The following is an 18,406-nucleotide window of genomic DNA, read 5'->3' as shown; positions in this document are numbered from 1 at the left end:
CGCGGTTGGGCGAACAGCGCGGCCAGCGGCAGTTCCAGGCCGAGGGTGCTGCGGATGCGCGAGATCAGGCGCACGCCGAGCAACGAGTGACCGCCCAGCGCGAAGAAGCTGTCGTGGCGGCCGACCTGTTCGACCCCGAGCAGCTCGCGCCATAGCTGTGCCAGGGTCTGTTCCAGCGCACCTTGCGGCGGCGTGTAGGCCTGCACGGCCAGCGCATCGGCGTCCGGTGCGGGCAGGGCACGGCGATCCAGTTTGCCGTTGGCCGTGAGCGGCAGTGTTTCCAAGATCACATACGCGGTCGGCAGCATCACCTCGGGCAGGCGCGTGGCCAGCTGGGTGCGCAGCGTGTCGGCGCTGAGCTGCTCGGCATCGCCGATCAGATAGGCCACCAGGCGCGGCTCGCCGGGGGTGTCTTCGCGCAGTAGCACGGCCGCGTCATCCACGCCGGCGCAGGCGCGCAGGGCGGCGGCGATTTCGCCCAGCTCGATGCGGAAGCCGCGCAGCTTGACCTGATCGTCGTTGCGGCCGAGATAGTCCAGCGCGCCGTTCGCGCGCCAGCATGCAAGGTCGCCCGTGCGATACATGCGCTGGCCGGGTTGCTCTGCGAACGGATCGGGGACGAAGCGTTCGGCGGTCAGGTCGGGTCGGCCCAGATAGCCGCGTGCCAGCTGCACGCCGGCAATCTGCAGTTCGCCGGCCACGCCGATGGGGGCCAGTGTGCGATGGGCATCGAGCACGTGCAGGCGGGTATTGGCGATGGGTCGGCCGATGGGCACGCTGCTGCGATCAGCATCGGTGCATTCCCAGATGCTGACATCCACCGCCGCTTCGGTTGGGCCGTAGAGGTTGTACAGGCGGACCTGTGGCAGGCGCTCGCGGACTGCCAGGGCCAGATCCGCAGGCAAGGCTTCGCCGCTGCAGATGATGCGTTTCAGAGTGAGGCACGCTCCGTGCGGCAAGGCATCCAGGAACACCCGCAGCATCGAGGGCACAAAGTGCACGGTGTCGACGCCGGCCTGCTCGATCAGGTTGATCAGATAGGTCGGGTCTTTGTGGCCACCAGGCTGAGTCAGGACCAGACGTGCGCCCACGCGCAGCGGCCAGAACAGTTCCCACACCGAGACGTCGAAGCCGACCGGGGTTTTCTGCAACACGGTCTGCTCGGGCAGCAGTTGCAATGCCTGCTGCATCCACTGCAGGCGGTTGTCGATGCCGGCATGGGTGTTGATCACACCCTTGGGCTGTCCGGTGGAACCGGAGGTGTAGATGACGTAAGCCGGGTGCTGCGGGTGCAACGCCGTGACCTTGGGAGCATGGGTGGGAGCCGAGGTCCACGCAGCCGGTTCGGCGTCCAACAGCACGGTGTGCAGATCATCGCGTTTGGCCAACACTGCGGCGGTCTCGCGATGGGCAATCAGCAACCCGGGACCTGCGTCGGTGAGCATGCCGTCCAGGCGCGCCGATGGCACATCGCCATCCAGCGGCAGGTACGCAGCGCCGGCCTTGAGCACCGCCAGCAGGGCCACGACCAGATCGATCCCACGCGGCAGACACACCGCCACACGGTCCTCGGGTGTCACACCCAGATCGATCAAGTGATGCGCAAGCTGGTTGGCACGCATATCCAGCTCGGCGTAACTGAGCGCGATGTTTTCTTCGACCAAGGCAATGGCCTGCGGCGTGCGCCGGGCCTGCGCTTCGATGGCGCGATGCAGATAGCCGCTGCCATCCAGCTCGGCATCGGTGGCGTTGAACGTTTGCAGCTGCGCGCGTTCGTCGATGGGCAGCAGATCCAAGGCATGCAGCGCGGTATCCGGCGACTGCTCCAGTGCCTGGAGCATGACCTGCACGGCCTGCAGCAGCATCGCCGCCACGCGCTCGGCGCCGATCCGCTGGTCCGCCTGAACCTCCAGCGCGAAGCCACCGTCGGCAGCGATGTCATCGATCGAGAGTGTCAACGGATAGTGGGTGCGTTCTTGCAAGACCAAGGCCTGCAGGTCCGGCCATGATTGCGCTGTTTCGATGGGCGCCTGCACCGCGCTGCCGCCGGCATAACGGTAATTGATGAGTGTGGTGAACAGCGGTGTCGGCGCAGCGACACCACTGCAGCGCTGGGCCAGCGCCAGTGACGCATGTTCGTGGTGGAGCAGCTGGGCGAGCTGCTGCTGGGTTTGGCGCACCGCGTCGGCCACGCCGCGACCGTCGCGTTGCAAGCGGATGGGCAGGGTATTGAGGAACATGCCCAGCACCCGGTCGGCGCCGCTGCCGGCGTGCATGCGGCCAAACAAAGCGGTGCCGAACACCACATCGCTCTGGCCGCTGGCCTGAGCCAACACCAGTGCATAGGCCAGGTGGAACAGGCTGGCCGGGCTGACATCGAGTCGGCGTGCGCGCAAGCGCAAGGCCTTGCACAGCGCTGCGGGCAGCGCCGTGTTGGCTTGCTCGATGCCTGTGCCGTTGCCATGCGCATCCTGTCGCCCGAACGGGGCGGCGGCGCTATCAAAATCGCTTAGCTGCTGGGTGAAGAAGGCACGGTGTTGGTCTTCACTCACACCCAACCGGGCCTGGGCGACGAAGTTGCGGAACGGCAGCGGCTCGGGGAGTTGGTCCTGCCGCCGGTCCAGATGTGCCTGCACTTCGGCGACCAGCAGCTCCAGGGTCGTATGGTCGATGACCAGATGATGGGTCTGCAGGCCGAGCAGCCAGCACTGCTGCCGGGGATCTTCAACCAGATGGGCGTGGATCAGCGGCGCTTGGCTGACATCCATGCGGTAGGTGCTGGAGTCCATGCGCAGTCGCAATTCGGCCAGTACGTCCGGCGCATCGATGGTCAGCACCTGCAGCGGCAGCCGGGCTTGGCGCCAGACGACCTGGACCGGCGTGGGCAGGCCTTGCCAGGCGAAGCTGGTGCGCAGGATATCGTGGCGGGCGATCACCGCTTCCAGCGCGGCGACGAACGCATCCAGATGGTTGCGCGTGTCGAAGGCCAGCACGCTGATGTTGAGGTAGGCATCGCCTTCGGAGCTGGCCAGATGATGGAACAGCAGTCCTTCCTGCAGCGCTGCCAGTGGGTAGATGTCCTGCACGTTGGCTGCGCCACCTTCGACGGTGGCCACGGCCGCGTCGATCTGGCGCTGGGTGAGCTGGACCAGCGGCAGCAGCGCGGGGGTGATGTCGGTGCAGCCGGGCCAGATGCGGTTAGGCGGGATGCTGACCGTGGCGGCGGGGGTGAGCGTGCTGGCCAGGCCGGCCAGGGTGGGCGAGTTGAACAACGCACGCACTTCCAGCTGCCAGCCGTGCCGGCGCAGGCGCTCGATCAAGCTGATCGCCATCAGCGAGTGGCCACCGAGAGCAAAGAAGCTGTCGTGGCGGCCGATCTGTTCGACGTCGAGCAGCTCGCTCCACAGCGACGCGAGCAGGATTTCGCGCTCACCTTCGGGCGCGACATAGACCTGCACAGCCAGCGCATCGGCGTCCGGCGCGGGCAGGGCACGGCGATCCAGTTTGCCGTTGGCGGTGAGTGGCAGTGTTTCCAGGATCACATACGCAGTCGGCAGCATCACCTCGGGCAGGCGCGTGGCGAGCTGGGTGCGCAGCGTGTCGGCGCTGAGCTGCTCGGCATCGCCGATCAGATAGGCGACCAGGCGCGGCGCGCCGGGAGTGTCTTCGCGCAGCAGCACGGCCGCGTCATCCACGCAGGCGCAGGCGCGCAGGGCGGCGGCGATTTCGCCCAGCTCGATGCGGAAGCCGCGCAGCTTGACCTGATCGTCGTTGCGGCCGAGATAGTCCAGCGCGCCGTTCGCGCGCCAGCATGCAAGGTCGCCCGTGCGATACATGCGCTGGCCGGGTTGCTCTGCGAACGGATCGGGGACGAAGCGTTCGGCAGTCAGGTCGGGTCGGCCCAGATAGCCGCGTGCCAGCTGCACGCCGGCAATCTGCAGTTCGCCGGCCACGCCGATGGGGGCCAGTGCGCGATGGGCATCGAGCACGTGCAGGCGGGTATTGGCGATGGGTCGGCCGATGGGCACGCTGCTGCGATCAGCATCGGTGCATTCCCAGATGCTGACATCCACCGCCGCTTCGGTTGGGCCGTAGAGGTTGTACAGGCGGACCTGTGGCAGGCGCTCGCGGACTGCCAGGGCCAGATCCGCAGGCAAGGCTTCGCCGCTGCAGATGATGCGTTTCAGAGTGAGGCACGCTCCGTGCGGCAAGGCGTCCATAAACACCCGCAGCATCGAGGGTACAAAGTGCACGGTGTCGATCCCGGCCTGCTCGATCAGCTCGATCAGATAGGTCGGGTCTTTGTGGCCACCAGGCTGAGCCAGGACCAGACGTGCGCCCACGCGCAGCGGCCAGAACAGTTCCCACACCGAGACGTCGAAGCCGACCGGGGTTTTCTGCAACACGGTCTGCTCGGGCAGCAGTTGCAATGCCTGCTGCATCCACTGCAGGCGGTTGTCGATGCCGGCATGGGTGTTGACTACGCCCTTGGGCTGTCCGGTGGAGCCGGAGGTGTAGATGACGTAAGCCGGGTGCTGCGGATGCAACGCCGTGACCTTTGGAGCATGGGTGGGAGCTGAGGCCCACGCAGCCGGTTCGGCGTCCAACAGCACGGTGTGCAGATCATCGCGTTTGGCCAGCACTGCGGCGGTCTCGCGATGGGCAATCAGCAACCCGGGACGTGCATCGGCGAGCATGCCGTCCAGGCGCGCCGCTGGCACATCGCTATCCAGCGGCAGGTATGCAGCGCCGGCCTTGAGCACAGCGAGCAGGGCCACGACCAGATCGATCCCGCGTGGCAGACACACCGCCACACGGTCCTCGGGTGTCACACCCAGATCGATCAAGTGATGTGCGAGCTGGTTGGCACGCATATCCAGCTCGGCGTAACTGAGCGCGATGTTTTCTTCGACCAAGGCAATGGCCTGCGGCGTGCGCCGGGCCTGCGCTTCGATGGCGCGATGCAGATAGCCGCTGCCATCAAGCTCGGCATCGGTGGTGTTGAACGTTTGCAGCTGCGCGCGTTCGCTAGCCGGCAATAGCGGCAGTGCGCCGACACGGATGCTCTGTTCGGCGACCATGCCGTGCAGCAAGGTGACGAACTGCTCCAGCTGACGGGCCATGGTGGCCCGGTCGAACAGCGCGGTGGCATAGCTCAGGCCGCCGCAGATGCCTGCATCGGTGTCTTGCAGCGACAAGTGCAGATCAAACTTGATCGTCGCACTGGCCTGGTGGATGTCCTGGGTCTGCAAGTGCGGCCAGGATAGATCCATGGCGCGCTGCGCATCCCAGGTCAGCATCACCTGGAACAAAGGATGATGGCCGAGGTTGCGCGGAGGATTGAGCGCCTCGATCACCTGCTCGAAGGGCAGGTCTTGATGCTCCTGGGCGGCCAGGGCGGTCCTGCGAACCTGGGCCAACAACTCGGCGACGGTGGGGTTGTCGCCCACATCGACATGCAAGGCCTGGGTGTTGGCGAACAGGCCAATCAGCGGTTCCAGTTCGCTACGTGGGCGGTTGGCGATGGGCGTGCCGATGACCACGCTCGATTGATTGGACCAGCGCGCCAGTACGCTGGCCCAGGCGGCCAGCATGGTCATGAAGAGCGTGGTGCCATGATCCAGGCTCATGGCCCTCAAGGCCTCGCTCAGTGAGGCATCCAGCGCGAATTCCAGCGTGTCGCCACAGTAGTCCTGTGTGGCAGGGCGAGGCCGGTCGGTGGGCAGGTCCAGCAGCGTCGGAGCGCCATGCAGGTGATTGACCCAGAACTGGCGCTGACGCTGCAGCGTTTGGTCGGTGATCCAGCAACGCTGCCACACCGCGTAGTCGGCGTACTGGATCGGCAGCGCGGGCAGCGGGTCGGCCAATCCTTGCGAGAATGCGCTGTAAAGCGTGCGCAGCTCGGCGATCAGTTGGCGCATCGACCAACCATCGCAAATCATATGGTGCAAGGTGACAAACACCACATGATCGTCTGCGCCCAGGCAGACCAGGCGGCCGCGCAACAAGGGTCCACGGGTCACATCAAAAGGCAGACTCGCTTCCAATGCGGCATGGTGCGCAATGACGCGCTCGGGATCGGCGCCATCGACCGGTGCGATGATCTCCAGGGCGAAGCCGATCTGCGCTGAGGCGATGCGTTGTTCAAGCATGTCACCGTCAAACCCAACGTGGGTCCGCAGCGCTTCATGGCGGGCCACAAGGCGATCCAGTGCCGCGCACAACGCCTCGCGATTCAGCGCGCCCAGCAGCCGCACAGCGGTGGGCATCAGATAAGCGGCGCTGGCACCGGCGTCGAGCTGGTCCAGAAACCACAACCGCTGCTGAGCGAAGGACAGCGGCAGCTGGCTGGTGCGTGGCACCGGCATGATCGGTGGCAATACGCTGGATGTCGCCTGGGCGACCGCCTGCGCGAATGCGCTCAGCCGTGGTTGGTCAAACAAGGTCGCGAGCGGCACCTCGCGTCCCAACGCGGCGCGCACCCGGCCGCTCAGCTGTGTAGCCAGCAGGGAATGTCCGCCCAAGGCGAAGAAACTGTCGTTGCGTCCTACGCGCTCGACGCCGAGCAGCTCGGCCCACAGCACGGCCAAACGCTGTTCCAATCCGGGTCGTGGCGCCTCATACGCCTCGGTCTCCAGTGCCTGATGATCCGGTGCGGGCAATGCGTTGCGATCGAGCTTGCCGTTGGCGGTCAGCGGCAGGGCCTCCAGTGGCACATATGCCGCCGGGACCATGTAGTCGGGCAGGCGCAGGGCCAGCTGATGGCGCAAGCGATCGGGGCCGAGGGCATCAGCGTCGCCGACCACGTAGGCGACCAGGCGTGTGTCGCCGGGATGGTCCTGGCGGATGACGACCACTGCTTCGCGGACGTCATCGCAGGCGCGCAACGCGGCGGCGATCTCTCCAAGCTCGATGCGGAAGCCACGCAGCTTGACCTGGTCATCGTTGCGACCGAGGAAGTCCAGCACGCCATCGGCACGCCAGCGCGCCAGGTCGCCGGTCTTGTACATGCGCTGGCCGGGTTGGGCGGCAAACGGATCAGGGAGGAAGCGTTCGGCGGTCAGATCCGGGCGACCCAGATAGCCGCGTGCCAGCTGCGGGCCAGCGATGAAGAGCTCGCCGCGTGCGCCCAATGGAACCAGCTGCGCATGCGCATCGAGCAGGCGCATGCGGGTCTCGGCCAGCGGCCGGCCGAGCGGTACGACACTGCCGGGTTCATCGCCCAGTACCGGGTGCAGGCTGGCCCAGATGGTGGCCTCGGTCGGGCCATACAAATTCCATAGCTGACCGCCGCCGGCACGCAGGCGCTGGGCCAGATCCTGGCTCAAGGCCTCGCCGCCGCACAGCATGCGCAGCCCCGGCCGGCTATGCCAGCCAGCATCCAGCAGCATCTGCCAGAAGGCCGGGGTGGCTTGCAGCACCGAGACGGCGTGCTGCTCCAGTCGTTGCACCCAGTCGGACGGGTCCTGGATCGTCTGCTCGCTGGCGATGAGCACGCAGGCGCCATTGACCAAGGGGGCGAACAGTTCCAGGCCGGCAATATCGAAGCAGACCGTGGTCACCGCCAGCAGACGGTCCTCGGGCGACAGCGGCAGTTGCGCCTGCAGTGCGGCCAGGAAATGCATCAGCGCACCGTGGCTTATCACCACCCCCTTGGGCCGGCCGGTCGAGCCGGAGGTGTAGATCACATAGGCCGGATGCTGGGGCGACAAGGCCGCAACCGTCGGCGCCTGCGTGGGCGCATCGGTCCACGTGGCCGCGTCGCTGTCCAGCAGAACGTTGGTCAGGTCAGTCTGTAGGGTCAGTGGCGCCGCCGTGCGCTGGTGGGCGAGCAGGACGCGGGGCTGCGCGTCGACCAGCATGTCCTGCAGACGCGCGGGCGGATAGGCCGGGTCCAGCGGCAGATAGGCGGCACCGGCCTTGAGCGTGGCCAGCAGCGCCACGACCAGGTCGATCCCACGCGGCAGGCACACCGCCACGCGGTCCTCGGGTGTCACACCCAGATCGATCAAGTGATGCGCGAGCTGGTTGGCGCGCGCGTCCAGCGCGGCGTAGCCGAGCGTGTCCGCTTCGCACTGCAGGGCGATGTTCAGCGGTGTGCGCTGCACCTGCGCTTCGAACAGACGATGCACGTAGGGCGCCTCCGGCGGTGTCGCCAGGTCGTGGTGCACCTGGTCCAACACGATCTGGCGCTCTGCCGCTGGCAGCAGGGGCAGCTGGGCCACGCGCACACGGTCAGCGTCGAGCAGACCGCGCAGCAGCAGGACGAACTGAGCCAGATGGCGCTCGATGGTGCGGCGTTCAAACAGACTGCAGGCATAGCCCAGGCTGCCGAGGATGCGGCCATCGTGCTCGCGTAGGGACAGGTCAAGATCGAACTTGATCGTCGGCAGCACCGCATCGATGCTTTCGGCGACCAGGCCTGGTAGCGCGATGTCGCCGCTTGGCGTGTTCTGCCAGGTGAACATCGCCTGGAAGACCGGATGATGGGCCAGGCTGCGGGTCGGGTTGAGCGCTTCGATGACCTGCTCGAACGGCAGATCCTGGTGCTCCTGTGCGGCCAAGGCTGTGCTGCGGACCTGGGCCAACAGCTCGGCAACCGACGGGTTGCCACGCAGGTCGATGCGCAGGGCCTGGGTGTTGGCAAACAAGCCAATCAGCGGTTCAAACTCGCTGCGGTGGCGGTTGGCCACCGGGGTGCCGATGACCACCTGCTGCTGACCGGACAGGCGCGACAACAGCACCCCCCAGGCCGCGATCAAGGCCATGAAGACGGTGGTGCCGTGGCGCTGGCAGCAAGCCTTCAAGGCGTCAGTCAGATCCGCATCCAGGACCACATCCAGGGCATCGCCTCGGTAATCCTGCCGGGGCGGGCGTGGATGGTCGATTGGCAGATCCAGCAGGGTCGGGGCGCCGTGCAGGTGCTCGACCCAGAAGTCGCGCTGGCGTTGCAGCACATCACCCCTGATCCAATCCCGTTGCCATGCGGCGATGTCGGCGTATTGCAGCGACAGCGGTGGCAGCGGATCCGGGCGTTGCTCAACGCATGCGCCATACAGCGCCGCCAGTTCCTGGACCAATATGCCCATCGACCAACCATCGGAGACCAGATGGTGCAGGGTGATGAGCAGCACATGGTCATCGGCGGCCAGGCGCAGCAGGCGGCCACGGGCCAGCGGTCGTTCGGCGGGGAAGGGCGTGCTAGTTTCCAGTTCGATATAACGCCTGACCTGGATCTGCGGCTCCGATGCGTGACTCAGGTCCACGCAGTCCAGGGCAAAGCCGATCTGCGGCGGCGCGATGCGCTGGGACGGTATGTCATCGTCCAGCGCCACGTGGGTACGCAGGATTTCGTGGCGGGCCACGATGCGATCCAGCGCACTGCCCAACGCAGCGGCGTGCAGGACACCGCGCAAACGCAGCGCCATCGGCATCAGATAGGCCAGATCGGCATCGGTATCCAGGCGGCCCAGGAACCACAGGCGTTGCTGGGCAAAGGACAGCGGCAGCGGACCGGTGCGCGGGACCGGCACGATCGGTGCCAGGATCGCCGCAGCGGTGCCGTCCAAGGCCTGAGCCAGATCGGCCAGGCGCGGATGCGCGAACAGCATGGCCAAGGACACGCCCAGACCCAACTGCGCGCGAATTCTTCCGATCAGTTGCACCGCCAGCAGCGAGTGTCCGCCCAGGGCGAAGAAGTCGTCGTGGCGGCCGAGTTGCGCAACGCCGAGCAACTCGGTCCAGAGCGGTGCCAGGCGCTGTTCCAGCCCCTGCCGCGGCGGTTCATAGGCCCGGGTGTCGAAGTCCTGGCGATCCGGTGCCGGCAGCGCACGCCGATCCAGCTTGCCGTTGGCGGTCAGCGGCAAGCCATCCAGCTGCACGTAGGCGGCCGGCAGCATGTAGTCCGGCAGCGATGTCCCCAGTTGGGCAGGCAGTGCCTGGCAGACCTCGGTATCGCCAACGACATAGGCCAGCAGCCGTTTGTGGCCGCCGCTGTCCTGATCGAGTACCACCACCGCATCGCGCACGCCGGCACAGGCGCGCAGTGCGGCGACGACCTCGCCCAGTTCGATGCGGAACCCGCGGATCTTGACCTGCTCGTCTTGCCGGCCGAGGAAGTCCAGGCTGGCGTCGGCGCGCCAACGCGCCAGGTCGCCGGTCCGGTACATGCGCTGGCCAGGCTGCTTGGCGAACGGGTCGGGGACAAAACTGGCTGCGGTCAGGTCGGGGCGGCCCAGATAGCCCAGCGCCAGCTGTGCGCCGCCAATGTGGAGCGCGCCTTGGACGCCGATCGGCGCCGGCTGGCCAAAGCGGTCCAGGACCAACAGGCGGCTATTGGCCAGCGGCCGGCCAATTGGTACCGGCTGGCGTGGGTCAGGAGCGCTGTGCAGGGCCAGCGCGGTCACAAACTGAGTGGTCTCGGTCGGGCCATAGGTCTGTAGCAGCACGTCGGGGCCGGGCGCCTGCAACATCAACGCATGGCTGTAGGGATCCGCCAGGTCGCCGCCGGTGATCAGCAGGCGCAGGCTGGCCAGGCGGCCGCTCAACATCGGCGCATAGGCGCGCAGCACACCGGCAACCAGGATCAGTACCGAGATGCGCAGGTCAGCGATCTGCGTGCACAGTGCCTGCGGATCGCGCAGCACCGCCGGCGGCACGATCACGATCGTCGCGCCGTTGAGCAAGCTGCTCCACACCTCCAGGGTGGCCGAGTCGAAGGCCGGATTGGAGGCGAAGGCGACCCGGTCGGTGGCCAGGATCCTGGCCGCGCCGGGTTGGCATGCAAAGTTGACGATGGCCCGGTGCGCAATCACCACGCCCTTGGGTGTACCGGTCGATCCGGACGTGTACATCACATAGGCGGCGCTGTCGGGCCAGATGAGCAGCGACGGTGCGTCGGTGGGGCCTTCGACGTCCAGGCAGTCCATGTCAACGCGCACGGCGTTGCCGTTGGGGAGATCCCTTGTCGAGTGGCTGATCACCAGCAGCGCAGCGCACTCATCCAGGATCCGGCGCATGCGTTGGGCGGGATGTTCGATGTCCAGCGGCACATACGCCGCGCCACATTTAAGGATCGCCAGCTCGGCCACGATCAGATCTGCAGAGCGCTCCAGCGCGACCGCGATCCTGCTGCCCGGTGCCGCGCCCAGGCTGCGCAGGTGATGCGCCAGCCGGTTGGCCTGGCGGTCCAGCTCGGCGTAGCTGAGCGTGCCGTGTTGGTCCACAACGGCCACGGCACTCGGCGTCTGCCGGACCTGTTGTTCAAACCGCTGATGGACCCCGCCTTCGGCCAGCACGACGGCCTCGGTGGCGTTGAACTCCTCCAGCACCTGCGTCCGCTCGGCCTGGCCCAGGCGGGTCAGCGCATGCAATGGCCGGTTCGGCGCCACGGCCAAGGCCTGTGCCAGCTGCTGCAGGATCTCGGCCATGGTCTGCGCCAGTGCGTCCGGATCCAGCCCCTGGCTGGCCTGCACATCCACCGAGAACCCGCCGCTATCGTGATCGTCGTTGATCGCCAGCGATAACGGATAGTGGGTGCGTTCGCGCAAGTGCAAGGTATCGATGCCTTGCCAGATCGCCTCGCTGCGCGCTTGGTCCTCGGCAAGCACGTTGCCACCGCCCCGGTAGCGATAGTTGAACAAGGCAGCGAACAACGGCGCGGGTGCCTGGATCCCGCTGCAGCGCTGGGCCTGGGCCAGCAATGCGTGCTCGTGATGCAGCAGCTGGGCCAGCAGACGTTGGGTCTGCACAACCGCCTGCTCAACGCTGGTATGGTCGCGCCGCAAGCGCAGCGGCAAGGTGTTGAGGAACATGCCCAGCACCCGGTCAGCGCCGGCCGAGGCGTGCAAGCGGCCGAACAACACGGTGCCAAATACCACGTCATCGCGGCCGCTGGTCTGTGCCAGCAGCAGCGCGAACCCTAGGTGGAACAGGCTGGCAGTGCTGACTCCCAGACGGCGTGCCTGTTGCCGTAGCGTGCTGGCCAATGCGTCGGGCAAGGCCAGATTGACGTCCTGTAGCGGGCTTTCGACCTGGCTCACGCCGAACGGCACGGTCGGCTCTGTGACCTCGCCCAGCATCTGGGTAAAGAAGGCGCGATGCTCCTCTTCGCTCACCCCCAGGCAGGCCTGGGCGACGAAGTCGCGGAACGGCAGCGGCTCGGGCAAGAGGTGCTGGCGCGCATCCAGATGCGCTTGCACTTCTTCGACCACCAGTTCCAGCGTGGTGTGGTCCATCACCAGGTGATGATATTGCAGGCCCAGTAGCCAGGACCCGCGTTCGGCCTCATCGGCCAGATGTGCGCGCAGCAACGGCGCCTGGCGCAGGTCGATGCGGCGGTACTGAGTGTGCAGACGCGCTTGCAATTGCCTGGCCACATCGCTGCCGGCCAATCGATGGCGCTGCACCGGCAATGGCGCATGCCGGCGGACCACCTGGACCGGCGTACGCAGCCCTTCCCAGAACACCGCAGTGCGCAGGATGTCGTGGCGTGCGATGACCTGATCGAGCGCATCGATAAAGCGGTCGCGCTTGTCACACGCGTCGAAGGCAATCACGGTGCTGCTCAGATAGATGTCATCGACAGGCTCAGCCACGTGGTGGTACAGCAGTCCATGCTGCAACGGCGCTAGCGGGTAGATGTCCTGAATGTTGCTGGCGCCGCCTTCCAGCGTCTGGACGATGCTGTCGATTTCGGCCTGGGTGAGCGCCACCAGCGGCAACAGGTCCGGGGTGATATGGGTGCAGGCGGCGGTGATCGGATTGGCCGGGACGCTGACCATGGAGGCGGTCTTGAGCGTCTGGGCCAGGCCGATCAGGGTCGGGGTGCTGAACAGAGCGCGCACTTCCAACTGCCAGCCGAGCAGGCGCAGGCGCTCGATCAGTTTGACGCCCAGCAGCGAGTGCCCGCCCAGGGCGAAGAAACTGTCGTGGCGGCCGACCTGTTCGACCCCGAGCAGATCGCTCCACAGCTGTGCAAGCATCTGTTCGAGCTGGCCCTGCGGAGGTTGATGGGCTGCGTTGCCCAACCCGGTTTGATCCGGCGCGGGCAGGGCACGGCGGTCCAGTTTGCCGTTGGCGGTGAGTGGCAGTGCGTCCACGTGCACATACGCAGTCGGCAGCATCACCTCGGGCAGGCGCATGGCCAGCTGGGTGCGCAGCGTGTCGGCGCTGAGCTGCTCGGCGTCGCCGACCAGATAGGCGACCAGACGCGGCTCGCCGGGGGTGTCTTCGCGCAGCAGCACGGCCGCGTCATCCACGCCGGCACACGCACGCAGGGCGGCGGCGATTTCGCCCAGTTCAATGCGGAAGCCGCGCAGCTTGACCTGATCGTCGTTGCGGCCGAGGAAGTCCAGGGTGCCGTCGGCACGCCAGCAGGCCAGATCGCCGCTGCGGTACATGCGTTGGCCTGGCTGTTCTGCGAACGGATCGGGTACGAAGCGTTCGGCAGTCAGATCCGGTCGGCCTAGATAGCCGCGTGCCAGCTGTGGCCCAGCGATATGCAGCTGTCCGCTGACACCAATCGGTGCCAGCTGAGCGTGCGCGTCGAGCACGTGGATGCGCAGATGCGCGATGGGCTGACCAATCGGCACGCGGCCACTGGGGTCCAGTGCATCCTCGCGCGTGGTGTCGTGGACAACGCAGCCGACCACGGTTTCGGTAGGGCCGTATTCGTTGATCAGCCGCGTGTGCGGTGCGAGCGTTTGCCAGCGGGCGAGGGTGGCTGCGGGCAAGGCTTCGCCGCCGATGACCATCACCGCTGGGCTGAGCTGGCCTTGATGCTCGGCCAACTGCTGGCCGAGCACTTCCAGATGGGCCGGGGTGAGTTTGACCAAGCCCAGCGGGGTCGGATCGCACAGGCGCTGGCGCAAAGCGTCGAGCGTGTCGTGCTCGGGCAGCAGTTCGACCCGTGCACCGCACAGCAGTGGGGCGAGCAGGCTGGTCAGCGTGGCATCGAAGGCCAGCGAGGAAGACACCACCGCGCTGGGGAACGGTCGATAGGTTGCGATGGCCCATTGCAGGTAATGCGCAGCGCCAGCGTGAGTGAGCAACGTGCCCTTGGGCTGGCCGGTGGAGCCGGAGGTATAGATGACATAGGCAAGATGGTCCGCGCACAGGCCGGGCACGCTCGGTGCGCCGGGATCTTCAAGATCGCTGTGTGCGTCGGTGTCCAGGGTCAGCACGCTGACCCGCAGCATCGCGCGGCTGGCCGGCAGGCGATCCTGCAGCTCGCTGCAGGTCAGCACCGCACGCGGACGGCTGTCGGCGAGCAGGAAGGCCAGGCGTTCGCTGGGGAGTTCCGGGTCCAGCGGCAGATAGGCGGCGCCGGCCTTGAGGACCGCGAGCAGGGCCACGACCTGATCGATCCCGCGTGGCAGGTACAGCGCGACGCGGCTCTCCGCTCCAACGCCCAAGGTGCGCAGACGATGGGCCAGCTGATTGGCCCGCGCTTCGAGGACGGCGTAGCTGACTTCAACCTCGTCTTCCTGCAAGGCGATGGCATCTGGCGTACGCCGTACCTGGTCTTCAAACAGGTGATGGATGCACGCGGCCTGCGCCAGTGGCACGGTCTCGGTGCTGGTGAAACGCTGCAGCTGGGCGCATTCCTCGGCCGGCAGCAGGTGCAAGGCATGCAAGGCGGTGTCTGGCGCATCTTCCAGCGCCTGGACCAGCGCCTGCACGGTCTGCAGCATCAGCGCGACGACCCGCCCGGTACCGATCCGGCGCTCCACCTTGACCTCCACCGCAAAGCCTGCGGTTGCGGCGATGTCATCGATGGACAGCGTCAACGGATAGTTGTTGCGATCCAGCCCGTCCAGCATCTCCATGCCGTGCCAATCGTGCGCGCTCTGGCTTGGCGTCTGCCCCGCGTTGCCGCCGACATGACGATAGTTGAGCAGGGCGGTGAACAGCGGTGCGGGCGGCGCGATGCCGCTGCAGCGCTGGGCCAGGGCCAAGGGCGCATGTTCGTGATGCAGCAACTCGGCCAGCCGCGCCTGGGTCTGGCGCACCGCATCGGCCACGCCGCGACCGTCGCGTTGCAGGCGGATGGGGAGCGTATTGAGGAACATGCCCAAGACGCGATCTGCACCACTGCCGCCCTGCATGCGTCCGAACAAGGTGGTGCCGAACACCACATCGTCCTGGCCGCTGGTCTGGGCCAACACCAGCGCGCAGGCCAGGTGGAACAGGCTGGAGGGGCTGACATTGAGCCGGCGAGCTTGCCGGCGCACACCGGCGGCCAAAGCCTCAGGCAGCGGCTGCAGCGCCTGTTCGATATCCGCGCCGGTGCCGTGCACCTCCCACAGGCCGAACGGCGCGGTGGGGGTCTCCAGATCGCCCAGCTGCTGGGTGAAGAAGGCGCGGTGTTCGTCTTCGCTCACGCCCAGGCGGGCCTGGGCGACAAAATTGCGGAACGGCAGCGGTTCGGGCAAGCGCGCCTGCTGTCCATCCAGATGCGCCTGCACCTCCTCGATCAGCAGTTCCAATGTGGTGTGATCCATCATCAGATGATGGTTGTGCAGGCCCAGCAGCCAGCGCCCGTGCGCGGGATCTTCCACGACATGGGCGTGGATCAGCGGCGCCTGGCTGACATCCAGGCGGAAGGTGCTCGGGTCCATGCGCAGGCGCAATTCGGCCAGCACGTCCGGCGCATCGATGACCAGCATGTGCAGCGGCAGCGTGGCATGGCGCCAGACGACTTGGACCGGTGTGGGCAAGCCTTGCCAGGCAAAGCCGGTGCGCAGGATGTCGTGGCGGGCGATCACCGCCTCCAGCGCGGTGACAAAGGCATCCAGGCGCGTGCGGGTGTCGAAGGACAACACACTGATGTTGAGGTAGGCATCGCCCTCGGGGCTGGCCAGATGATGGAACAGCAGGCCTTCCTGCAGCGGCGCCAGCGGATAGATGTCCTGCACGTTGGCCGCGCCACCTGCCACGGTGGCGACGACCGCGTCGATCTGGCTCTGGGTGAAGTGGACCAGCGGCAACAACTCGGGTGTGATGTGGGTGCAGCCGGGCACGATCGGGTTGGGCGGGATGCTGACCGTCGCGCCGCAGGTGAGGGTGCTGGCCAGGCCGGCCAGGGTGGGCGAGTTGAACAACGCACGCACTTCCAGCTGCCAGCCGTGCCGGCGCAGGCGCTCGATCAGGCTGATCGCCAACAACGAATGGCCACCGAGGGCGAAGAAACTGTCGTGGCGGCCGACTCGCTCGATGTTGAGCAATTCGCTCCACACCGCTGCGAGCAGGATTTCGCGCTCTCCTTCCGGGGCGAGGTAAGCCTGAGTGGCCAGGGCATCGCCATCCGGCGCTGGCAGGGCGCGGCGATCCAGCTTGCCATTGGCCGTTAGCGGCAGTGCGTCTACATGCACATAGGCGGTAGGCAGCATGACGTCGGGCAGGCGCGTGGCCAGTTGCGTGCGCAAGGCGTCGGCGCTCGAGCCGGTGGCGTCGCCGACCAGATAGGCGACCAGGCGCGGCTGGCCGGGGGTGTCCTCGCGCAGCAGCACGGCGGCGTCGTGCACGCCGGGGCAGGCGCGCAGGGCGGCAGCGATTTCGCCCAGTTCGATGCGGAAGCCGCGCAGCTTGACCTGGTCGTCGTTGCGGCCGAGATAGTCGAGCGTGCCGTCGGCACGCCAGCACGCAAGATCGCCCGTGCGGTACATGCGCTGGCCGGGTTGTTCTGCGAACGGATCGGGGACGAAGCGTTCGGCGGTCAGGTCGGGGCGACCCAGGTAGCCGCGGGCGAGCTGCGGGCCGGCGATATGCAGGTGGCCGCTGACACCAATCGGGGCCAGTTGACCGTGCGCATCGAGCACGTGGATGCGCAGATGCGCGATGGGCTGGCCGATCGGCACCCGACCACTCGGGGCCAGGGCATCATCGGCGGTGGTGGCGTGGACCACGCAGCCGACCACGGTTTCGGTGGGGCCGTATTCGTTGATCAGTCGCGTGTGCGGTGCGAGCGTTTGCCAGCGTGCCAGGGTAGCTGCGGGCAGGGCTTCGCCGCCGATCACCATCACTGCCGGGCTGAGCGGTCCTTCATGCTCAGCCAGCTGCTGGCCGAGCACTTCCAGATGGGCCGGAGTGAGTTTGACCAGGCCCAGCGGGGTCGGATCGCACAAGCGCTGGCGTAGAGCCTCGAGCGTGTCGTGCTCTGGCAGCAGTTCGACCCGGGCACCACACAGCAGCGGCGCGAGCAGACTGGTCAGCGTTGCATCGAACGCCAGCGAGGAAGACACCACCGCGCTCGGGAACGGGCGATAGGTGGCAATGGCCCATTGCAGGTAATGCGCAGCGCCAGCGTGAGTGAGCAACGTGCCCTTGGGCTGGCCGGTGGAGCCGGAGGTGTAGATGACATAGGCCAGGTTGTCCGGGCCTAGGCTGGGGATGGTCGGTGCGCCGGGGTCGTGCAGATCTGCATCGGCATCCAGATCCAGGGTCAGCACGCTGACGCTTTGCATGGCGCTGCCGATGGACTGGAGTCGCTCGTGCAGTTCGCCACAGGTCAGCACCACGCGCGGGCGGCTGTCGGTGAGCAGGAAGGCCAGGCGTTCGTCGGGCAGCTCCGGGTCCAGCGGCAGGTAGGCGGCGCCGGCCTTGAGCGTGGCCAATAGCGCCACGACCTGCTCGATGCCGCGCGGCAGGTACAGGGCGACGCGGTGTTCCGCTGCGACGCCCAGTGTGCACAGGCGATGGGCTAGTTGGTTGGCGCGCGCTTCGAGCGCGGCGTAGCTCAGCTCGACGTTGTCGGCGAGCACTGCGATGGCATCGGGCGTGCGGCGCACCTGGTCTTCGAACAGGTGGTGGATGCACCTGGCTTGCGCCAGCGGAGCGGTCTCGGTGACGGTGAAGCGCTGCAGCTGGGCGCGTTCGTCGGCGGGCAGCAAATCCACTGCATGCAGCGTGCTATCCGGTGCCTGCGCCAGCGCCTGGACCAGCACCTGCACGGTCTGCAGCAGCATCGCCGCGATGCGCTCGGCGCCGATTTCCTGCACGCATTGCACGTCGAGCGAGAAGCCGCCTGTTTCGATGTGGTCGTTGACCGATACCACCAGCGGATAGTGGGTGCGATCCTGGCCGCCGAGCTGCTGCACATCCTGCAAGCGATCATCGTGGGTGGCACTCAGGACGTTGCTGCCGCCGGCGTAGCGATAGTTGAGCAGCGCGTTGAGCAGCGGTGTGGACGGGTCCAGCGGGCTGCAGCGCTGGGCCAGCGCGAGCGGGGCATGTTCGTGGTGCAGCAACTGGGCCAGGCTGAGCTGGGTGTGACGCAGCGCGTCCAGCACGCTGCCGCGCGCAGTGTCCAGGCGGATCGGCAAGGTGTTGAGGAACATGCCGAGCACGCGGTCCACGCCGGCGCTGGCATGCATGCGTCCGAACAGCAGGGTGGCGAACACCGCCT

1 protein-coding gene is annotated in these 18,406 nt (G+C 67.0%); it reads right to left on the bottom strand.

The features are described from left to right. Positions 1 to 18,406: non-ribosomal peptide synthase/polyketide synthase (locus GGR61_RS20375; protein ID WP_184623699.1), on the bottom strand; the 18,406-nt coding region annotated here is incomplete at both ends.

The sequence above is a fragment of the Xanthomonas sp. 3058 genome (genome assembly GCF_014199765.1).
In the GTDB taxonomy this organism is placed as follows: Bacteria; Pseudomonadota; Gammaproteobacteria; order Xanthomonadales; family Xanthomonadaceae; genus Xanthomonas; species Xanthomonas campestris_B.
This window is presented reverse-complemented; position numbering and strand designations above follow the sequence as displayed.